General features: G+C 61.8%; 15 protein-coding genes and 2 pseudogenes. 3 read left to right on the top strand and 14 right to left on the bottom strand.

Annotated elements, in window-relative coordinates; translation table 11 throughout:
* Nucleotides 1-115: 115 nt before the first annotated feature.
* From AC3WKX_RS10315 to AC3WKX_RS10305, 3 genes and pseudogenes are all read left to right on the top strand, one after another.
* Nucleotides 116-1,174 (top strand): annotated as a pseudogene (locus tag AC3WKX_RS10315) (methyl-accepting chemotaxis protein); the annotation flags it as partial.
* Nucleotides 1,160-2,032, top strand: coding sequence for a methyl-accepting chemotaxis protein (locus AC3WKX_RS10310; protein ID WP_371103578.1), 873 nt, complete (start codon nucleotides 1,160-1,162; stop codon nucleotides 2,030-2,032). The pseudogene AC3WKX_RS10315 and the gene AC3WKX_RS10310, both read left to right, overlap by 15 nt.
* A gap of 172 nt (nucleotides 2,033-2,204) precedes the next feature.
* Nucleotides 2,205-4,112: a methyl-accepting chemotaxis protein gene (locus AC3WKX_RS10305; protein WP_102605847.1), complete on the top strand. Its 1,908-nt coding sequence runs from the start codon at nucleotides 2,205-2,207 to the stop codon at nucleotides 4,110-4,112.
* Between the two features lie 125 nt (nucleotides 4,113-4,237).
* Here the strand turns inward: AC3WKX_RS10305 and AC3WKX_RS10300 are convergent, their stop codons facing one another.
* From AC3WKX_RS10300 to hutH, 14 genes and pseudogenes are all read right to left on the bottom strand, one after another.
* Nucleotides 4,238-4,972, bottom strand: coding sequence for an amino acid ABC transporter ATP-binding protein (locus AC3WKX_RS10300; RefSeq protein WP_087692909.1), 735 nt, complete (start codon nucleotides 4,970-4,972; stop codon nucleotides 4,238-4,240).
* Nucleotides 4,965-5,924, bottom strand: a complete 960-nt coding sequence (locus AC3WKX_RS10295) for an amino acid ABC transporter permease (protein WP_003209286.1) — start codon at nucleotides 5,922-5,924, stop codon at nucleotides 4,965-4,967. The genes AC3WKX_RS10300 and AC3WKX_RS10295 overlap by 8 nt, the downstream gene beginning before the upstream one ends.
* A gap of 128 nt (nucleotides 5,925-6,052) precedes the next feature.
* Nucleotides 6,053-6,850 (bottom strand): transporter substrate-binding domain-containing protein, encoded by a 798-nt coding sequence (locus tag AC3WKX_RS10290; RefSeq protein ID WP_003209284.1) that lies wholly within the window; start codon nucleotides 6,848-6,850, stop codon nucleotides 6,053-6,055.
* Between the two features lie 219 nt (nucleotides 6,851-7,069).
* A complete protein-coding gene (locus AC3WKX_RS10285) occupies nucleotides 7,070-7,873 on the bottom strand; it encodes a transporter substrate-binding domain-containing protein (RefSeq protein WP_102605846.1) in 804 nt (267 codons plus the stop codon).
* 237 nt (nucleotides 7,874-8,110) lie between these two features.
* Nucleotides 8,111-10,686 (bottom strand): annotated as a pseudogene (gene mdoH, locus AC3WKX_RS10280) (glucans biosynthesis glucosyltransferase MdoH); the annotation flags it as partial.
* Nucleotides 10,679-12,430, bottom strand: a complete 1,752-nt coding sequence (locus AC3WKX_RS10275) for a glucan biosynthesis protein G (protein ID WP_008439280.1) — start codon at nucleotides 12,428-12,430, stop codon at nucleotides 10,679-10,681. The pseudogene mdoH and the gene AC3WKX_RS10275, both read right to left, overlap by 8 nt.
* A 267-nt stretch (nucleotides 12,431-12,697) precedes the next feature.
* Nucleotides 12,698-13,135: a D-aminoacyl-tRNA deacylase gene (dtd, locus tag AC3WKX_RS10270; protein WP_087692908.1), complete on the bottom strand. Its 438-nt coding sequence runs from the start codon at nucleotides 13,133-13,135 to the stop codon at nucleotides 12,698-12,700.
* The gene (gene pip / locus AC3WKX_RS10265; RefSeq protein ID WP_008439282.1) at nucleotides 13,132-14,103 is read right to left on the bottom strand and encodes a prolyl aminopeptidase; all 972 of its coding nucleotides are present in this window, start codon (nucleotides 14,101-14,103) and stop codon (nucleotides 13,132-13,134) included. Before pip ends, dtd begins: the two co-directional genes overlap by 4 nt.
* Before the next feature lie 103 nt (nucleotides 14,104-14,206).
* Nucleotides 14,207-15,142, bottom strand: a complete 936-nt coding sequence (locus tag AC3WKX_RS10260) for an alpha/beta hydrolase (protein ID WP_102605845.1) — start codon at nucleotides 15,140-15,142, stop codon at nucleotides 14,207-14,209.
* Nucleotides 15,143-15,296: 154 nt separating this feature from the next.
* Nucleotides 15,297-16,244 carry a choline ABC transporter substrate-binding protein gene (locus tag AC3WKX_RS10255; RefSeq protein ID WP_008439284.1) on the bottom strand — a complete coding sequence of 316 codons (948 nt, stop codon included), beginning with the start codon at nucleotides 16,242-16,244 and terminating at the stop codon, nucleotides 15,297-15,299.
* Nucleotides 16,245-16,503: 259 nt separating this feature from the next.
* Nucleotides 16,504-17,304: an N-formylglutamate deformylase gene (hutG, locus tag AC3WKX_RS10250; protein ID WP_087692905.1), complete on the bottom strand. Its 801-nt coding sequence runs from the start codon at nucleotides 17,302-17,304 to the stop codon at nucleotides 16,504-16,506.
* 11 nt (nucleotides 17,305-17,315) lie between these two features.
* Nucleotides 17,316-18,521, bottom strand: a complete 1,206-nt coding sequence (gene hutI, locus AC3WKX_RS10245; protein ID WP_102605844.1) for an imidazolonepropionase — start codon at nucleotides 18,519-18,521, stop codon at nucleotides 17,316-17,318.
* 16 nt (nucleotides 18,522-18,537) lie between these two features.
* A complete protein-coding gene (locus tag AC3WKX_RS10240) occupies nucleotides 18,538-19,944 on the bottom strand; it encodes an amino acid permease (RefSeq protein ID WP_008430271.1) in 1,407 nt (468 codons plus the stop codon).
* Between the two features lie 170 nt (nucleotides 19,945-20,114).
* Nucleotides 20,115-21,653: a histidine ammonia-lyase gene (gene hutH, locus AC3WKX_RS10235; RefSeq protein WP_102605843.1), complete on the bottom strand. Its 1,539-nt coding sequence runs from the start codon at nucleotides 21,651-21,653 to the stop codon at nucleotides 20,115-20,117.

The following is a 21,653-nucleotide window of genomic DNA, read 5'->3' as shown; positions in this document are numbered from 1 at the left end:
GAATGCCCGCGTTATCGTTGACGACCTTCGCGAGCAAGCTCGCTCCTACAGAAACATCCGAATCTGCCGATACGCTCTGAATAAGTCCAAGCCTTGTTCCAGGGGAGTTCGCAGCATGTATCGTTGGTTAGCCGAGAAACTGGGGAATGTCAGCGTCAACCGCAAGCTGAGCATAGGCTTCGGCCTGGTATTGGTCTTGACCCTATTGATCACCTTCACCGGCTGGACCGGCCTCAGCGGCGTGATCAGCCGTGGCGACAAGCTGGGCTACATCTCCAGCCTCAACGGGCTGACCAAGGACCTGCGCCTGGCGCGACTGGACTTCGAAATGCGCCGTGGCGAACAAGGCACCAGCGCGGTCAACGACCTGATCACCCAGCTGGACAGTGGCCTGAAAACCGCCGCAGACCTGATCGAGCAACCCGACGACAAGCTCGTGGTAGAGCAGCAACAGGATGCCTTGGGCCAATACAAAAAAGCCTTCGGCGCCATGGTGCAGGCCGGCCTCAAGCGTGAAGGCGCCCGCAGCAAACTGGGCGATACCGCCGACAACGCCGTCGCAAAAATCAACGAAGTGGAAAAATCCCTGCTGCAAGGCGACAGCGTCACCCTGTTCAACAGCGTGGTCGACCTGAGCAAACTGATCCAGCAAGCGCGCTTCCAGGTGCGCGGCTACACCTACAGCGGCAAGGTCGAAGCCGAACAACCGGCCCTGGATGCCATCGACAACGCCCTGAAGAAAATCACCGACCTCAACGACCAGTTGCCCGAGCAATATCGGGCCAACCTGCAAGAGGCCAGCGTCTCGCTGCAGGCCTACCGCGCCGCCGTGAGCCAGTACCGCGACTCCCAGGTGGCCAGTGCCGCCGCGATGAAAATCATGGGCGAGCAAGGCGATATCCTGCTCGACCGCAGTAACAAACTCACCACTTCGCAAACCGTGGTGCGTGATACCGATGCCGCCCACGCCAAGAACCTGCTGTTACTGGCCACCGCCCTCGCGCTGGCGTTTGGTGTACTCGCCGCCTGGGCCATTACCCGGCAGATCGTGATTCCACTGAACCAGACCCTCAAAGTCGCCGAGCGCGTGGCGTCCGGCGACCTGAGCCACAACCTGATCTCCCGGCGCCAGGATGAACTGGGGCAACTGCAACGGTCGATGCAAAGCATGACCGTGGGCCTGCGGGAGCTGATTGGCGGTATCAGCGACGGCGTCACCCAGATCGCCAGTGCCGCCGAGCAGCTATCGGCCGTTACCGAGCAGACCAGCGCCGGGGTCAACAGCCAGAAGGTCGAGACCGACCAGGTGGCCACCGCCATGAACGAAATGGCCGCTACCGTGCAGGAAGTCGCCCGTAACGCTGAAGAAGCCTCGGAAGCCGCCGTAGCCGCCGACCAGCAGGCCCGTGAAGGCGACAAGGTGGTCGGCGAGGCCATCGCCCAGATCGAGCGCCTGGCCAGCGAGGTGGGCAACTCCACCGAAGCCATGGGCCATCTCAAGCGTGAAAGCGACAAGATTGGCAGTGTGCTGGACGTCATCAAGTCGGTAGCCCAGCAAACCAACCTGCTGGCCCTTAACGCAGCGATTGAAGCGGCGCGCGCCGGTGAAGCCGGACGCGGTTTTGCGGTGGTTGCCGATGAAGTGCGCAGCCTGGCCCAGCGGACGCAGAAGTCCACCGAGGAGATCGAAGAGTTGATCGTCGGCCTGCAAAGCGGCACCCAGCAGGTGGCGACCATCATGGATAACAGTCGCGGCCTGACCGACAGCAGCGTCGAGCTGACCCGTCGGGCCGGCAATGCCCTGGAGAACATCACCCGTACCGTCTCGGCGATCCAGGCGATGAACCAGCAGATCGCCACCGCCGCCGAGCAGCAAAGCGCCGTGGCCGAAGAGATCAACCGCAGCGTGCTCAACGTGCGGGACGTTTCCGAACAAACCTCGGCGGCCAGCGAAGAAACTGCGGCTTCCAGTGCAGAGCTGGCGCGCCTGGGGGTTTACCTGCAAAGCCTGGTAGGTCGCTTCAAGGTCTGACCCGCTTGCGGCGGCCATCAGGGCCGCCGCTCCGACAATATGTGAAATTTCCTACGCGTTTTTCAGGTCGTGGATCACACACCTGGCGCCGAATAAAAGTAGCGTTTCAACTCCCCTGACCATTGTTGGCCGGACGCTTGAGACGCTCCTTTTGATTCGTTGGAGGTTCACCATGTTTCGTCCACTGACCCGCCTGCTCGGAAACATCAGCATCAGCCTCAAACTTGCCCTGGGCTTTGGCCTGGTGCTCAGCCTCAGCCTGATCATCGCCTCTACCGGCTGGCAAGCCTTGAGCGCATCCCTCGAGCGCTCCCAAAAACTCACGCTGCTCTCGCAATTGGCAGTCGTCGGCGAAGAGTTGCGCGCTGATCGCATCGTCTATCGCACCCTTAACGACCCGGCCAGCCTGTCCAAAATAGAGCTGCACATGGACAAGATCGACCAGTTCCTGGTGGATCTTTCCCCGCGATTTACCGACCCGGTCAACCAACAACAGCTGCAGGAAAGCCGACGCTTCGTCACCAGCTTCAAGACCGCCTTAAGCGGCCTGGAGGGGCTGATCAAGCAACGTGAAAACGCCCGTGAACAGCTCAAGCGCAGCTCAGTCCAGGGCAGTGACAGCCTCTCTGAACTGTCGAGCAACCTGCCCAATCAAGACGATGAAAAGGCCCTCGATGCCGTGGAACAATTGCGCCAGGCCCTGGAACAAGCCGAAGACCGCGCCCAGAGCCCCGCCTGGGCGGCTGCGTCATTGGACGCCTATGCCAAGGGCGTGGGTGATGCGCTACTGGCCCTGGATGGCGCCCAGGCGGCGGTAGGCGCGCTGCCGGTTGACGCCAGCGCCCTGAAAAAAGTTCTGCTCGATTTTCGGACTCACCTGACACGCCTCAAGGACGCCCAACTCAGCGCCGAAACCACCCAGAACCAGCTTGAACAGTGGCTGGATCAATTGCTCACGGAAAGCGACCTGCTGAGCCAGGACCAGACCGCCAAGCGTGACAACGAAGCCAGCCTCGCCCGCACCCTGCTGCTCAACGTTACTGCAGCGGCGCTGTTGCTCGGCGTCGTGGCCGCCTGGTTGATCGCCGGCCAGATCGTCGCACCACTGCGCCAGGCCCTGTCCGTGGCCAACCGGATTGCCGAAGGTGACCTGAGCCACGACATCCAGGCCTCGCGCCAGGATGAACTGGGGCAGTTGCAGCGCAGCATCGGGCAAATGACCCTCAACCTGCGGGGCTTGATCAGCGGCATCGGCGACAGCGCCCAGCAGATCGCCAGCGCCGCCGAGCAACTCTCGGCGGTCACAGAGCAAACCCGCGACGGGGTCGACGGCCAGAAGCAGGAAACCGAACAGGTGGCCACCGCCATGAACGAGATGCTCGCCACCTCCCAGGAAGTTGCGCGCCATGCCGAGCAAGCGTCGCTGGCTGCTGCCGAGGCCGACCGGCAGGCGGGCCAGGGCGATCAGGTGGTGGCTGAGGCCATTACCCACATCGAGCACCTGGCTCAGGAGATGGCGCGTTCAAGCCAGGCCATGCAAGGCCTGCAACAGGAAAGCCGGAAGATCGGCAGCGTGCTGGAGGTGATCAAGTCGGTATCGGAACAGACCAACTTGCTGGCCCTCAACGCCGCGATCGAGGCGGCCCGCGCAGGCGAAGCCGGCAGGGGGTTTGCCGTGGTCGCCGATGAAGTGCGCAGCCTGGCACAACGCACCCAGCAGTCGGCCGAGGAAATCGAGGAGTTGATCAGCGGCCTGCACCGGGGCACGCAGCAGGTGGCCGACATCATGGACAACAGTCGCAGCCTCACCGACAACAGCGTGCAACTGACCCGCCGCGCAGGAGAGGCACTGGCGGGTATCACCCGTACCGTGTCAGTGATTCAGGAGATGAACCCGCAGATTGCCGCTGCCGCCGAGGAACAAACCGCAGTCGCCGAGGAGATCAATCGCAGCGTGTTGAAGGTCAAGGATGTGTCGGAACAGACCTGGGCCGCGAGTCAGGACACTGCGGCGGCCAGTGTCGAACTGGCGCGCCTGGGGGCGGATTTGCAGGTGTGGGTGGGCAAGTTCAAGGTCTGAAAAACCCAACCTGTGGCGAGGGAGCTTGCTCCCGCTGGAGTGCGCAGCGCTCCTATCTTTTTTGGGAGCCGCTACGCAGCCCAGCGGGAGCAAGCTCCCTCGCCACAAGAAGCATTCCCACGCATTTATAGAACCTGGCGCAGGAAGGCTTGGGCGCGAGGGTCCTTCGGCGCATCGAAGAATTGCGCCGGGGCGGCGTCCTCCAACAGTTTGCCGTGATCGAAGAACAGCACGCGATCAGCCACTTCCCGGGCAAAGCCCATTTCATGGGTGACGCAGACCATGGTCATGCCTTCCAGGGCCAGGGTCTTCATCACGTCCAGCACTTCGCCGACCATTTCCGGGTCCAGGGCCGAGGTGGGCTCGTCAAACAGCATCACCTTGGGCTCCATCGCCAGCGCGCGGGCAATCGCGACGCGTTGCTGCTGGCCACCGGAAAGCCGCGACGGGAACTCGTGGGCTTTCTGGGCAATGCCGACTTTCTCCAGGAGCGCCAGGGCCTTGGCCTCGCGCTCTTTCTTGCCGCGCTTGCGCACGACTTTTTGCGCCAGGCAGAGGTTTTCCAGCACGGTCATGTGGGGGAACAGGTTGAAGTGCTGGAACACCATGCCGACTTCACGGCGATAGGCGTTCACGTCGGTCTTCGGGTCTGCCAGTTGCAGGCCGTCGATGCTTACCGAGCCGGAATCGAATTCCTCCAGGCCGTTAAGGCAGCGCAGGAACGTCGACTTGCCGGAACCGGACGGGCCGATCACCACCAGCACTTCACCCCTGGCCACCTGCGTGGTCACGTTATCCACCGCGCGCACGACGTGGCCACGGGTGTCGAAGACTTTTACCAGATCGCGGACTTCAATCACTTTGCGCGAGCCTCCGCTCAAGCCGGCTGGCGATTTTCGACAGCGGCAGGTTGATCAGCAGGTACAGGCCTGCGACGCAGAACAGGATTTCGAACGGCGAGAACGAGGTGGTGATGACCTCGCGGCCGCTTTTGAGCAGCTCGGTAATCGCGATCACCGACACCAGGGATGTGTCCTTGACCAGGCTGATAAATTGCCCGGCCAGGGGCGGCAGCACGCGCTTGAAGGCTTGCGGCAACACCACGTGGCGCATCGACTGGCCAGCACTGAGCCCCAGGGAACGTGCCGCCTCATTCTGCCCACGGGCAATCGACTGCACGCCGGCACGGATGATTTCCGCCACATACGCGCCGGTAAACAGTGACAGCGCGGCGATCCCGGCGAATTCCCGGGACAGGTTGAGCACCGTGCCGATAAAGAAATAGAAAATGAAGATCTGCACCAACAACGGCGTACCGCGTACCAGTTCGACGTAGATCGTCGACAGATCGCGTAAAGTCGGGTTGTTCGACAGGCGACACAATCCGGTCGCCAGGCCGATCAACAGTCCCAGCACCCCGGACACCACCGATAGCCACAACGTAGTCCACAAGCCCCACAGCAGAGGGCCCGCAGCCCAATGCCGGGTGACGCCGACCACATCGCCCTCGGCCACGTCATCGCCCTTGGCCACTTGCAGACTGTTCTCGGCCACGGTCAGGTGCTGTTCGTTGCCCTCGTCATTACGCAGGGTGACGTCAGCCACATCGCCCTTGCGTACCAACTCGCTGACGGTGGAAATGTCCGACGCACGCTGGGATTCTTCGGCCTGGTAGACGAAGTACTGCGGCACGCGGTTCCAGCGCCATTCGTAGGACATCAGCGAGGTGGCGTAATACAACGCGCCGGCCAGGCCGACCAGCACCAGCACCGTCAGCAGGTGCCAGGGCCATTGGGCTTTTTTCTGTTTCATTTCAGGTTCCGGGATGTGTATCGCCTGGCAGGCCCTATTCGCGAGCAAGCCCGCTCCCACATTTCGACCGCGATCTAATGTGGGAGCGGGCTTGCTCGCGAAGGGCTCGACTCGGTATTAAGCCAACCTTATTCCATGTCCTTGAGCCACTCAGAGCTCTTGAACCACTTGTCATGGATGCGATCGTAGGTGCCGTCGTTGCGGATCTGGTGCAGGAAGTTGTTGATGAAGTTGATGCTGTCGTAGTCGCCCTTCTTCAGGCCGAACGCCAGGGGTTCAAAGGTGAACGGCTGATCAAGGAACACCAGTTTGCCGGCGCCGACCTTGTTCACGGCCACCACGTTGTACGGGGCGTCATAGACGAAGGCGTCAGCCTTGCCGTTGACCACGTCCAGAACAGCTTCCTGCTCGTTGTCATAGCCGTGGTACTTGGCTTTGGAGATCAGCTTCTTGGCCACCATCTCGCCGGTGGTGCCGAGCTTGGAGGTCAGGCGGTATTTCTCGTCATTCAGGTCTTTGTAGGACTTGATGGTGCCCTCCAGCTCCTTGCGGATCAGCAGGGTCTGGCCGACCACGATGAACGGTTCGCTGAAGTTCAGGCGCAGGTTGCGTTCCTGAGTCAGGGTCATGCCGCTGCCGATCATGTCGAACTTGTCGGTCAACAGGGCCGGGATGATGCCGTCGTAACCGGTGGAAATCGGCTCGAACTTCACGCCCATCGACTTGGCCATGGCCTTGAGGATGTCGACTTCAAAGCCGATGATTTCACCGCGTTTGTTGGTCATCTGGAACGGCATGTAGGTCGGGTCCATGCCGACTTTCAGCGTACCGCGCTTGACCGCATCATCGATGGCGCCGGCATGTGCCGCGTTGACCGCCACCAGTGCGGTGACGCCCAGCAGCAGCATCGAAAGATACTTTTTCATCATCAAGTCCCCTGAACTCATTTTCTTGTGAGGTCGGCGCGCAAAAGGGCTGCACCATTTCGGGGTGCGATCCTAACTCACTCACCGCCGGGTACAAAGGTTTCGCCGGGATTTGTTGCCAAGGTATGACAGAAAAGCCCCACAACCGTGCAGAGAAAGGCATGGCTAGACACCTCGACCCACGGCCCAGCCAATTGCTTGATGTGTAAGCAGTTATGACTACCAGCCCACTTCCGCCATCCAACCCGAGTCCTTGAACCACTTGTCATGCAGCCGATCGTAGGTGCCGTCCTGGGCCACCTGGTTGAGGAAATGATTGATCCAGTTGAGGCTGTCGTAATCGCCCTTTTTCAAGCCGAACGCCAGGGGCTCGTAGGTGAAGGGTTGCTCCAGCGCCAACAGCGCACTGTTCTGGGGCTTGGTAATGGCGATCAGGTTATACGGCGCATCATGGATAAACGCATCGGCCTTGCCCTCCACCACCTGGCGCACGCCTTCTTCAGGTGTTGGAAAACTGCGCAGCCGTGCAGTGCCGAGAAACCTTTTCGCCGCCGCCTCGCCTGTGGTGCCTTCGGCGGCCACGATCCGGTAACCGGCCTCGTTCAAGTCCTCGATGCTCTGGACCTTGTCGGCCAACCGAGGGTTCAGCAGCACGGTCTGGCCGACGATGATGAACGAGTCGCTGAAATTGAGGGTCAGGTTGCGCTCCTGCGTGACAGTCATGCCGCTGCCGATCAGGTCGAACCGGCTGGCCAGCAGGCCGGGAATCAGGTCGATATACGGTACCGAAACCAGCTCCAGCTTGACCCCCAGCGCCTTGCTCATCTCCCGAAGCAGGTCAATTTCAAACCCGACGATCCGGCCTTTCTTGTCGGTCATCTCAAAGGGCACGTAGGCCGGATTGGTGCCGACTTTCAACACCCCCCGCCGAACGGCCTCATCTATGGCTCCGGCATGCGCCAGGTAACCGTGGGAAAATGTGACGATGCCGAGCAGCAGCATCGACAAATACCTTTTGATCATGAAAAAAGCCCCTGTTCCATTAAACACTCCCACACCCGGCCACGCGCAAGATCGCGTAAGCCGCAGGCTTCGAGTCAGATTTGGGGGGCGATGCTAACCCACTCGCAGGCACGGCAATATGCCTCGGAGAAGGGTCTTTTGTTTCGAAATAACAAGGAGTTAGCGCGATACAGCAGAAGGGAAAAACAACGTAGGACGGTTATCGCAAACGCCCCCGAGGTGGCACCTCGGGGGCGTCGGAATCAGGCCGGTTGAGCCTGGGACGACAGCGGCTTCAATGGCAGCAATGGCGCATGCGGATCGGCCTTGACCGATTCGCGCCAGGCGCTCAGCCACTCGGCGTGGCCTTCGCTCCAGACCTGCTCGTGCAAGCGTGCCAGGGCGACCGGGTCGCTGAGCAAGGCCAGGCGTTCACCGTTGTTGAGGCCGGCCGGGCCGACTTTCAACGCGTGGCGAACCCGGTCAACACGCAGCCACTCAATCGGCTCCGCCTGCCCGTGACGGGAAGTTGCCAAGGCGCACGCCAGGGCGTTCTGCTGCGGATCGACCACCGCCCGCACAAAACCGTCATTGAGCGCATGCCAACGGTTTTCGTGGGTGTACTTGTCGGTCGACAACAGCGCCTGGGGCGGATTGTATTCCTCGGGGATCAGGAACAGGCTCTCGTCGCGAGACTTGAGGCCCAGTTTGACCCGGCTGGAAATCACCGACACCGGAATCGACAGCATCAGCGAACCGACGATCGGCACCAGCCACCACAGGAAGCTTGGGTTCAACCACACCACCAGCAGCGCCCAGAAGAAGCCGAGCAGGGTCTGCGGACCGTGGCGCTTGACTGCCTCGCTCCATGGTGTGGAGTCGTCGTCACGCTGTGGCGAGTTCCAGGTCGCCGCCCAGCCGAGGAACGCGGCCAGTACGAAACGGGTGTGGAAAATCATCCGCACCGGCGCCAGCAACATGGAGAACAGCATCTCCAGCAGCATCGACAGGGTCACCTTGAACTTGCCGCCGAACTCTTTCGCGCCCTTGGCCCAGATCAGGATGATGCTCAGCAATTTAGGCAGGAACAGCAGCACGATGGTGGTGGAGAACAGCGCCACCGCCTTGTCCGGATGCCATTGTGGCCACAACGGATACAACTGGCGCGGCGCCATGAAGTACTGCGGCTCCATCAGTGTGTTGACCGCCAGCAAGGCCGTGGACAGCACCAGGAAGAAGAACCACAACGGCGCCGACAGGTACGACATCACGCCGGTGAGGAACACCGCACGGTGCACCGGGTGCATGCCTTTTACCAAAAACAGGCGGAAGTTCATCAGGTTGCCGTGGCACCAGCGACGGTCACGCTTGAGTTCGTCCAGCAGGTTCGGCGGCAGCTCTTCGTAGCTGCCCGGCAAGTCGTAGGCAATCCACACGCCCCAGCCGGCACGGCGCATCAGCGCCGCTTCAACGAAGTCGTGGGAAAGAATCGCACCGGCAAACGCACCTTTACCCGGCAACGGCGCCAGGGCGCAGTGCTCGATAAACGGCTTCATGCGGATGATCGCGTTGTGACCCCAGTAGTGGGATTCACCCAGCTGCCAGAAGTGCAGACCGGCGGTAAACAGCGGGCCGTACACCCGGGTGGCGAACTGCTGCATGCGCGCATACAGGGTATCCATGCCCGACGCACGTGGCGCGGTCTGGATAATCCCGGCATCCGGCGTGGCTTCCATCAGGCGCACCAGGCTGGTCAGGCATTCGCCGCTCATCACGCTGTCGGCGTCGAGCACCACCATGTACTTGTAGTCACCGCCCCAGCGACGGCAGAAGTCGTCGAGGTTGCCGCTCTTGCGTTTGACGCGACGGCGACGGCGGCGATAGAAGATCTTGCCGAAGCCACCGGCTTCGCGGCACACGTCGAGCCAGGCTTGCTGCTCGGCGATGCAGATGTCGGCCTCGTTGCTGTCGCTGAGGACGAAGAAGTCGAAACGGTCCAGGTCACCGGTGGCAGCCACCGATTCGAACGTCGCGCGCAGGCCGGCAAATACCCGGGGCACGTCTTCGTTGCAGATCGGCATGACCAGGGCGGTGCGGGCGTCTTTCGGAATCGGCTCGTCACCGGCACTTTTACCGGAGATACGGTATTTATCGTGACCGGTCAGCAGTTCCAGGAAGCCCATCAGCGCGGTCCAGAAACCGGCCGAGACCCAGCAGAACAGAATCCCGAACAGCACGAGGATGCTGGTTTGCAGGGCGTAAGGCAGTACCTGGGTCGCGGTTTGCAGCAGGGTCTGGTTGCGGATCTCGTCAAAGTCGACGAAGGACCAGCCCTGGTACGGCATGATGCCTTTCATGTACCAGCCGGCAACGATCGTCTGGCCGAGCATCAGCACCAGCAGGATATAGCGACGGATCGAACCGACGGTGCGCCAGCGGGCGGCCGGCAGTACGCGCTCATCCTTCGGCGGGGCCGGTGGATTCGTGCGGCCGGTCAGGCGGCGCCAGCCACGCACCAGGATATTGGTGCGCCACGGCTCAGGCACGACCTTGGTCCGACGGATCGGCGGCGTGGCCTTGAGGCAAACCCGGCCGCTGGCGTCGAGCACCAGCATTTCGGCGTCTTGCAGCTCTTCGGCAGTGTTGAGGGTCAGCCGGGCGCCTACCGATGCCTGGGCAGCGTCGGCAGGCGCGTCGAACGTGGACGATGACAGGCGCTTGTGCAATTCACTGAAGGACTCGCAGCCCGCCAGTTCGGCGCGCTGCTCATCGGTCATCGGTAGATGCGCCAGGTACTCGGCAAGAGTCTCTGGCTGGACTTGAGAATTACTCATCGGCAGGCAACTGATAGCTCCAGGTTTCGGTCAGGACTTGCTCTGTCTTGGCCTGATCCTGGGTAGGGAGTGGTGTGGCTGGGGCAGCCGCTTCCGGCTGCTTGGCGTCCTTGTCCTTGGCGTCTTTCTTGGCCGCTTTCTCGTGCTGTTTAGCCAGTACTTTGTCGGCTTTCAACACTTGGGTCGAAACCTTCTCCGGTTCCGGCTGCACGATGTCCTGAACCAGAGCAGCGCGCATTTCAGTCGGCTTGCCTGCGTCCTTGATCTTCATGCGCAGGGTCAGGCGCCAGCCTTGGGTGTGCGGGTTGTAGCGCACGCTGTTTTCAACGATTTCGGCGTTGTCGCCCACGCTGACCTGGCTGCGAACCGGTGCGTCAGCTGGGAGTTTCTTCAGGGACGGGCCCTCGAAGTCCACCAGGTAAGCCACGCTGCCGTCTGGCTGACGGATCAGGTTGGATTGCTTGACGTCGCCGGTGGAACGCAGGGTCTGCTTGACCCAGGCGCTTTCTGGCGAATGGAACTCGGCGTCTTGCAATGTCCAGTGCAGGCGGTAGGCAACGTCCAGCGGCTTGCCTGGCTCCGGCAGTGTTTCCGGGCTCCAGAACGCAACGATGTTGTCGTTGGTTTCATCGGCGGTCGGAATCTCTACCAGGTCGACGGAGCCCTTGCCCCAATCGCCTTCAGGCTCGATCCAGGCGCTTGGGCGCTTGTCGTAGTTGTCGTCGAGGTCTTCGTAGTGGCTGAAGTTGCGGCCGCGTTGCAGCAGGCCGAAACCACGCGGGTTTTCCACGGTGAAGTTGCTGACCGACAGGTGTTTGGGGTTGTTCAGTGGGCGCCAGATCCACTCGCCGTTGCCGGCATGGATCGACAGGCCGCTGGAATCGTGCAGCTCGCGACGGTAGTTGAGGACCTTGGACGGCTGGTTGGCGCCGAACAGGAACATGCTGGTCAGCGGGGCGATGCCCAGCTTGGTGACCTTGTCACGCAGGTACATCTGGGATTTGACGTCGACGATGGTGTCGGTACCCGGGCGCAGGATCAGGCGATAAGCGCCGGTGGCCCGCGGCGAATCCAGCAGGGCGTAGATCACCAGCTGTTTCTCACCCGGTTTTGGACGCTCGATCCAGAACTCGGTGAAACGCGGGAATTCTTCGCCGGACGGCAACGCAGTGTCGATCGCCATGCCGCGGGCAGACAGGCCGTAGACCTGGTCCTTGCCCACGACGCGGAAATAGCTGGCGCCGAGCATGGTCATGATTTCGTCTTGCTTGTCGCCCTTGTTGATCGGGTACAGCACACGGAAACCGGCATAACCCAGCTGTTCGGTGGATTTGGGATCAAACTTGACGTCGCCGAAATCGAAGCGGGACGGGTCGTACTTGATTTCCTGAACGCTGTCGGCGGTGACTTCGTTGATTTTCACCGGTGTATCGAAATGCATACCCTGGTGGTAGAAGGACAGCTTGAACGGGGTGTTCTGATCGGCCCACTCGGCTTTTTCGTTGCGGAAACGAATTTTCTGGTAATCAGCGAATTTCATTTCGCGGAATTCGTTCGGCAAATTGCTGCGCGGAGCTTCGTATTTCTGCCCGGCCAGCTCTTTTGCCTTGGCCGACACATCATCCAGACTGAATGCCCACAGTTGACCCGCGCCGAACAGGCAAAACAGGGCAGAGCCCGTCACCAGTACGTTTCGTAACCGTTTGGCAGACAATTTTGGTGCATTACAGGGACTAACAATCACGAGCAACCCTCGCCGAAAACAGATCAAAAAACCAACGGCCAGCTATCTATATGCCAGGTTGGCGAGCATTGTTCCGACTCCCATGGGGCTAAATGATTCCCCAATGGCTATCGGACAAGTCTCTACCTAAGTCAAAAATGGACCAATTAACGCTGATCCCCGTAGCGCGCGATTATCTAGTAGCCCGCGTGACAACGCATCAGGGTCAGCGAAGTATTTGTAGCGAAAACCCGGTTTTTTGGGCATCACAAGTCGTTTTCAGTACATTCACGTCTGTAACAGGAAGGTGACCGGCCCATCATTGACCAAATGCACCTGCATATCAGCGCCAAAACGCCCTGCCGCTACCGTGCCATGCAATTGTTGCGCTTGTAACAGCAGATAGTCGAAAAGCGCCTCGCCCAACGCCGGCGGTGCCGCCGTGGAGAAGCTCGGCCTCAGCCCACTCTTGGTGTCTGCCGCCAGGGTGAACTGCGACACCAGCAGCAAACCGCCGCCAATGTCTTTCAAGGACAGGTTCATCTTGCCCTCGTCGTCGCTGAACACCCGATAGTTAAGCAGCTTATGCAGCAGCTTGTCGGCGCTGGCTTGCGTGTCCGAAGGCTCGACAGCCACCAGCACCAGCAAACCCTGGTCTATCGCCCCGACCACCTGCCCCTCTACCTCGACCCGGGCGCCGCGCACCCGTTGCAAAAGGCCCTTCATGCTTCTTCAGGCGGCAAATCAAGCAGGCGCCGTGCCATTTCACTCGCCGCACGCACCAGCGCATCGGTAATTCCGGGTTCGGAAGCCGCATGGCCGGCCTCGCGGATGATCTGCAGCTCACTGTTGGGCCAGGCCTGATGCAGCTCCCAGGCATTGTCCAGCGGGCAGATCATATCGTAGCGGCCATGCACGATTACGCCAGGCAGGTGGGCGATCTTGTGCATGTCGCGGATCAACTGGTCAGGTTCAAGGAACGAGTTATTGGTGAAGTAATGGCATTCGATACGGGCAATCGACAGGGCGCGCTGGGGTTCGGAGAAACGCTCGATCAATTGCGGGTTCGGGCACAGGCCCAACATGCGCCCTTCCCACGTGGACCAGGCCTTGGCGGCGTGCATCTGGGCGATCTGGTCGTTGCCGGTCAGGCGCTTGTGGTAGGCGCTGAGCAGGTCGTGCCGCTCCTCCGCCGGGATGGGCGCCAGGTAGTCCTGCCAGTAATCGGGGAACAGCCGGCTGGCGCCAGCCTGGTAGAACCACTGAATGTCCTGGGGGCGGGCCAGGAAAATGCCCCGCACGATCAGGCCGTGCACACGCTCCGGGTGGGTTTGCGCGTAGGCCAGGGCCAGGGTCGAGCCCCAGGAACCGCCGAACAGCACCCATTTTTCGATGCCCAGGTGTTCGCGAATCCGCTCAAGGTCGGCCACCAGGTCCCAGGTGGTGTTGTTTTCCAGGCTGGCCCGTGGGGTGGAGCGCCCGCAGCCACGCTGATCAAAAGTAACAATTCGGTACAGATTAGGATCGAAATAGCAGCGGCTATTGGCATCACACCCGGCGCCGGGGCCGCCATGGATGAACACAACGGGCAAGCCTTCCGGGGAACCGCTTTCGTCGACGTACAGGACGTGGGTTTCATCGACGGCCAGATCGTGCCGGGCGTAGGGTTTGATCTGCGGGTACAAAGTCTGCATTGCGCGCTCCGTAAGGGGTCGAGTTCATCCCTGGGGGGACGTCTATTATTTTGCCGTCTGGCATCATAAACCCGAATTGTGCAATGAGCATGTCCTCGTGGACCTAGACCTGTGTCAGCAGAACACCACGCAGGTAGTCCAGCAGATAAACGTACAGCCGGTCGACCTCCAACACCTGGCCCCGGGCCCGCAGGCAGCCGTGAACCAGGCCTTTGCCGGGATACAGCGTGGCCGCCACCCCGGCGCCTTGCAGGCGTTCGGCGTAGAGCATGCCGTCGTCCCGCAACGGGTCGAACTGGGCGACAGCGATCAAAGCCTGCGGCAACCCGCTGAAATCCACGGCCAGCAATGGCATGGCGTAGGGCGACGGCTTGTCCGGCCCACGCAGGTAAAGGGCGAGGTAGCACTCGGTGTCGGCGGTACTGAGCAATGGCGCGTCGACGCAATCGCGGCGGGACGGCAGGTCGGCGGGGCCGCCCAGGCCGGGGTAGATCAGGACTTGCGCCAGGGGCTGCGGCTGATGGTCATCCCGCAGGCCCAGGCACAGGGCCGCCGCCAGGTTACCGCCGGCGCTGTCACCAGCCACCACCAGACGCCGAAGGTTGATCGGCTGGGGCGCTTCGCCCACCTGGATCGCCTGCCAGACCGCACGGCAATCCTCAAAGGCGGCCGGAAACGGGTGTTCGGGTGCCAGGCGGTAATCGATGGCGATGACCAGCACTTGCAGTGAGTCGGCCAGCTCAGCACACATGAAGTCATGGGAATCCAGGCCGCCGACCACCCAGCCGCCACCGTGCATATAAAGGATGCATGGCCAGCCGCTATCAGGGGTTGGCGTCGCCGGTTGATAAATGCGTACGCCCACGCCACCCAGGGAAACGTCTGACACCTGTAACCCTTCGGGCCGCGCCGGGGTGAACGCCTGGCACATGCGGTCATAGCCTCGGCGCAATCCGGCCAGCGATGTGTCGTCGCTGGTGAAGGATTCGGTTTTTTCGACGAAGGCGCACATCTGCGCGGAAATCGGGTAATGGGACATCGAAGGATCGTCCTGAAGATAAGGATTTAACAGCCGCCACGAATCCAATGTGGGAGCGGGCTTGCTCGCGAATGCGGTGTATCAGTCAATACTTGTGTGGCTGACCCACCGCATTCGCGAGCAAGCCCGCTCCCACATTTTGATCTTCATTTGCTCAGGGCTTGAGGCTGGCCTGCACCGCCGCCACGCCGTCTTTTCCATCCAGGGTCGTTACACCCGCCAGCCAGCGCTGCAAATCCTCGGGATTGTCGCGCAGCCACTGTCTGGCCACATCCTGCGGCGTCTTGCGGTCCATGATCGGCACCATCAACTGGCTTTCCTGGGCCGCGGTGTAGGTCAGGTTCTCCAGCAGGCGTGTCACATTGGGGCAACGTTCGGCGTAATCCGGCGCCGTCACCGTGGAGACCGTGGCCATGCCTTCGTTGGCACCGAACACATCTTCACTGCCGGTCAGGTACGCCATTTTCATGTTGATGTTCATCGGGTGCGGGGTCCAGCCGACAAACACCACGAACTCCTTGCGATTCACTGCCCGCTGCACCGCCGCCAGCATGCCTGCCTCGCCGGACGCCACCAGCTTGAAGCCGCCAAGGCCAAAGCGGTTGCTGTCGATCATTTTCTGGATATCGGTATTGGCACCGCTGCCCGGCTCGATGCCATAGATCTTGCCGCCCAGCTTGTCCTTGAAGCGGGCAATGTCGGCAAAGGTTTTCAAGCCGGCGTCGGCAACGTACTGCGGCACCGCCAGCGTCGCCTGGGCGTCGGACAGGCTCGGCTTGTCGAACACCTTGACCTGCTTGGCCGCGAGGAATGGCGCGATGTTGTTGTCCATCGCCGGTTTCCAGTAGCCCAGGAATATATCCAGGCGCTTGTCGCGGATGCCGGCAAAGATGATCTGCTGCACGGCGCTGGTTTGCTTGCTGTCATAGCCCAGGCCATTGAGCAGCACGTCGGCCATGCCGCTGGTGGCGATCACGTCAGTCCAGCTGACCACGCCCATGCGCACGACCTTGCACGAGGCCGGGTCGGCAGCCATCGCATTGGCGCTCAAGAGTGCGGCGCCGGTGAGAATCAACAGACAACGGTTGAACAGTCTTTTCATCGATGCGGTCTCACTCGGCAGTTTTTATTGTGGGAGTGGCGTCTGACGCGCCGTGCCCAACACCTTACCCAGCGAGACCTTGATCAAAGCGAACTGTGGCGACAGGGATTTGCACACAGACGACTTGGGAGGTGTGTTGCTGTTGAGGGCCTCTTCGCGAGCAAGCCCGCTCCCACATTCGACCGTGTTCCTCCTGAAGAAACACGGTCGAATGTGGGAGCGGGCTTGCTCGCGAAAGCTATCTCAGCAGCGACGCCACTCAGGAGTAATGCCGCTTGCCCCACGCCAGGAACCCTTCCAGCAGTTCCTTCAACACCACCCGCGTCGGCTCGGCCAGGTCGGCGCGATAACGGAAGGGCTCAAACTCTTCCATGTAGGTGCACTGCCCCAACTCCAGCTGCACGGCGTGAATGTTCTCGGCCGGGTTGCCGTAGTGACGGGTGATGTGCCCGCCCTTGAAGCGCCCGTTGAGCACATGGCTGTACTGCGGGTGGCCGGCACAGATGGCTTCCAGTTCGCTGGCCAGCTGCGGATCGCAGGCCGCGCCGTTGAAGGTGCCGAGGTTGAAGTCCGGCAGCTTGCCTTCGAACAGGTGCGGGATCACCGAGCGGATCGAGTGCGCATCAAACAGCAGCGCATAACCGAACTCGGCCTTGAGCCGGGCCAGTTCGTTCTGCAAAGTGCGGTGATACGGCGTCCACACCTGCTCCAGGTACGTGGCGCGCTCGGCCTTGGACGGTTCCAGGCCTTCGCGGAACAGCGGCACACCGTCAAACAGTGTCGCCGGGTACAGGCCGGTGGTTGCGCCAACGTACAGCGGCTTGTCGTCTGAAGGCCGGTTCAGGTCGATGACAAAGCGCGAATACTCCGCCGCCAGGGTGCTGGCGCCCAGCGCTTCGGCGAAGTCGTACAGCGTGGGAATGTGCCAGTCGGTGTCCGGCAGGCTTTGCGCCTCGGGGATCAGCCCGGCTTGCACCGCCGGCGTCAGGCGCAGCCCCGCGTGGGGCATGCTGATCAGCAGCGGCACACGGCCTTGTTTGAAGTTCAGAACCTTATCCACAGCGGTACTCCTTAAACGGTGACTTCGACGCCGTGGCGCACGACGCGTTTATCCAGCTCGCCACCCAGCCAGTAGGCCAGGTCGGCGGGACGATCAATCTGCCAGGCGACAAAATCCGCGACCTTGCCCACTTCCAGCGAGCCATGGCTGTTGCCCAGGCCCAGGGCGGTGGCCGCGTGTTGCGTGGCGCCGGCCAGGGCTTCTTCCGGGGTCATGCGGAACAGGGTGCAGGCCATGTTCAGCATCAGGCGCACCGACAACGCCGGCGAGGTGCCCGGGTTGAGGTCGCTGGCGATCGCGATCTTCACGCCGTGCTTGCGCAGGGCATCCATCGGCGGCAACTGGGTTTCCCGCAGGAAGTAGAACGCGCCCGGCAGCAGCACCGCGACGGTGCCGGAAGCGGCCATGGCGATGGCGTCTTCCTCGGTCATGAATTCCAGGTGGTCCGCCGACAGCGCCTGGTACCGCGCCGCCAGGCTGGAGCCGTGCAGGGACGACAACTGTTCGGCGTGCAGTTTTACCGGCAAGCCAAGTTTCCGGGCGGCGATGAACACGCGCTCCACCTGCTCCGGTGAGAACGCCAGGTACTCACAGAAGGCGTCGACCGCGTCCACCAGGCCTTCCGCTGCCAGCGCCGGGAGCATTTCGGTGCAGATGTGATCGATGTAGGCATCGGCCCGGTCCACGTACTCCGGCGGCAACGCATGCGCCGCCAGGCAGGTGCTGCGCACACTGACCGGCAACTCGGCGCCGAGGCGACGGATCACCCGCAAAATCTTGCGCTCGCTGGCCAGGTCCAGGCCGTAGCCGGACTTGATCTCGACGGTGGTTACACCGTCGCGCAGCAAACTGCGCAGGCGCTTGTGGCCGCTGGCAAACAGTTCATCTTCGCTCGCCGCACGCGTGGCGCGCACGGTGCTGGCAATACCGCCACCGGCCGCTGCGATCTCGGCGTAGCTCACGCCTTGCAGCCGCTGCTCGAACTCGCCGCTGCGATTGCCGCCGAACACCGTGTGGGTGTGGCAGTCGATCAGCCCGGGCGTGACCCACGCCCCTTGCAGGTCATGGGTGGCTGCGTAGTTCGCATCCGGCAGATCGGCGCGCGGGCCGATCCACTCGATGAGCGTGCCCGAGGTAACAATGGCGGCGTCCTCGATGATCGAGTAGTTGCCCTGGGCCATGGTTGCAACGTGGCAGTGTTGCCAAAGCGTTTTCATCAACGCCTCCATTAGGTTATCGATGAGACAAAGCCGGGTCGTAGTGGACCTTGGCCGTTTGCCCGGCGGCGGGCTTGACCCACAGCAGATAGGCGACGATCAGCAAGACGATCCACACGGCGCCGACCATAAGAGCGGCCTGGGTGTCCGGGAAATAACCCAGCACGCCGAAGATGAACAGCATGAACACGATGGCGGCCGCTGGCGCGTAGGGCCAGAACGGCACCGGGAATTTCAGCTCGGCAATCTGTTCCCTGGTCATCGAGCGACGCATGGCCACCTGGGTGACCAGGATCATCAGCCACACCCACACCGTGGCGAAGGTCGCAATCGAGGCGATGACCAGGAACACGTTTTCCGGGATCAGGTAATTGAGCACCACACCGCCGAGCAACGCGGCGCCCATCACCACTACGGTCATCCACGGCACGCCCTGGCTCGACAGTTGGGCAAAACCCTTGGGCGCCTGCCCTTGCTGGGCCAGGCCATACATCATGCGACCGGCGCCGAAGATGTCGCTGTTGATGGCCGAGACGGCGGCCGAGATCACCACAATGTTAAGAATGGTCGCCGCCGAGCCTATCCCCAGGTTGCTGAAGATCTGCACGAACGGGCTGCCCTGGCTGCCGATCTGCGGCCACGGGTAGATCGCCATCAGCACAAACAACGTCAGCACGTAGAACAGCAGGATACGCAGCGGCACGGCGTTGATTGCCTTGGGGATCACCCGCTGCGGGTCCTTGGCTTCGCCGGCGGTGATGCCGATGATTTCGATGCCGCCAAACGCAAACATCACCACCGCGAAGGACGCGATCAAGCCACCCACGCCGTTAGGCATGAAGCCACCGTGGGCCCACAGGTTGCTGAGGCCGGTAGCGGGTGCTTCGCCCGCCGAGTGAATGCCGAACAGCATGATGCCGAAGCCGCCGAGGATCATTGCGACAATGGCACCGACCTTGAGCAGCGACAGCCAGAACTCCATTTCGCCAAAGACTTTGACGTTGCACAGGTTCAGGCCGCCGATCAGCAACACGATGCCCAGCACCCAGACCCAGCGCGCGACTTCGGGAAACCAGAAGCCCATGTAGATGCCGAAGGCGGTGACGTCGGCGAGGCAGACGATGATCATTTCAAAGGCGTAGGTCCAGCCGAGGATAAAGCCGGCCATCGGGCCCAGGTAGGTACTGGCGTACTGGCCGAAGGAGCCGGACACCGGGTTATGCACGGCCATTTCGCCGAGGGCGCGCATGACCATGAACACCGCGGCGCCGCCGATCAGGTAGGCCAGGAGCACGGCGGGGCCGGCCATCTGGATGGCGGAGGCGGAGCCGTAGAACAGCCCGGTACCGATCGCGGAACCGAGGGCCATGAAGCGAATATGTCGGGCGGAGAGCCCGCGTTTTAAACCTTTTTCCGAGTGCATTTCTCGTCCCTAATTATTTTTATCCTGAGAAAATTCGAAGCGGTGCGAACAATCTTTTTGTGGCGAGGGAGCTTGCTCCCGCTCGGGTGCGCAGCGCCGGCAAGCTTTTGGGGCCGCTACGCAGCCCAGCGGGAGCAAGCTCCCTCGCCACAAAGAGGGGTTCGATGTCCTTAGAGGCTCGGCAACAATTTCGCCGGCACCAGCTCGTTCAGGCAACGCGTTGCCAGCAGCTCACTGGCGGCATTGATGTCCGGCGCAAAGAAGCGGTCCTTCTCATAAAACGCGACTTTGCTGCGCAGGATCCCGCGCGCCTTTTCCAGCGCCGGCGAGGTTTTCAAACCATTGCGCAGGTCCAGGCCCTGGCAAGCCGCCAACCATTCCACCGCCAGCACACCGCGGGTGTTCTCGGCCATTTCCCACAGGCGCTTGCCCGCCGCCGGGGCCATCGACACGTGGTCTTCCTGGTTGGCTGACGTCGGCAGGCTGTCGACGCTATGGGGATGCGCCAGTGCCTTGTTCTCGCTGGCCAATGCCGCCGCCGTCACCTGGGCGATCATAAAGCCGGAGTTCACACCGCCATTGCCCACCAGGAATGGCGGCAGTTGCGACATGTGCTTGTCCATCATCAACGAGATGCGACGTTCGCTCAGGGAGCCGATTTCCGCGATGGCCAGCGCCATGTTGTCCGCCGCCATGGCCACCGGTTCGGCGTGGAAGTTGCCACCGGAAATCACGTCACCTTCAGCCGCAAACACCAGCGGGTTATCCGACACAGCGTTGGCTTCCACCACCAGCACTTCGGCCGCCTGGCGGAACTGGGTCAGGCAGGCGCCCATGACTTGTGGCTGGCAACGCAGGGAGTACGGGTCCTGGACCTTGTCGCAGTTCTCGTGGGATTGCGACACTTCGCTGCTTTCACCCAGCAGGGCGCGATACGCGGCCGCAGAGTCGATCTGGCCGCGTTGGCCCCGGGCAGCGTGAATGCGTGCGTCGAACGGCGAGCGCGAACCCAGCACGGCTTCCACCGTCAGGGCGCCACAGGCCAGGGCACCGGCGAACAGATCTTCGCCCTCGAACAGCCCACGCAATGCATAAGCGGTGGAAACCTGGGTGCCGTTGAGCAGCGCCAGGCCTTCCTTGGCCGCCAGGGTCAGCGGCGCCAGGCCGGCAACTTTCAGCGCTTCGGTAGCTTCCAGCCATTCGCCTTTGTAGCGGGCCTTGCCTTCGCCCAGCAGCACCAGCGACATGTGGGCCAATGGCGCCAGGTCACCGGAGGCGCCCACCGAACCTTTCAGTGGAATGTGCGGGTAGACCTCGGCATTGATCAGGGCGATCAGCGCGTCGATCACCTGCCGGCGAATCCCGGAGAAGCCCCGGCTCAGGCTGTTGACCTTGAGCACCATGACCAGCCGTACCAGCGCATCGCTGATGGGCTCACCGACGCCGGCGGCGTGGGACAGCACCAGGGAACGCTGGAGGTTTTCCAGGTCTTCGCTGGCAATGCGGGTCGAGGCCAGCAGGCCGAAACCGGTGTTGATGCCGTAGGCGGTGCGGTTCTCGGCGAGAATCTGCTCCACACAGGCGACACTGGCTTCGATCTGGGCCGAGGCGCTGTCATCCAGACTGAGGGTTACCGGCTGCTGGTAGATGGCCCGCAGTTGGGCAAGGCTCAGTTGGCCTGGAATCAGGTTTAGCGCAGTCACATTCAT

This window comes from Pseudomonas sp. GP01-A4 (assembly GCF_058780865.1).
Note: the sequence above shows the minus strand (reverse complement) of the source record. Positions and strands in the feature narration are given on the sequence as shown.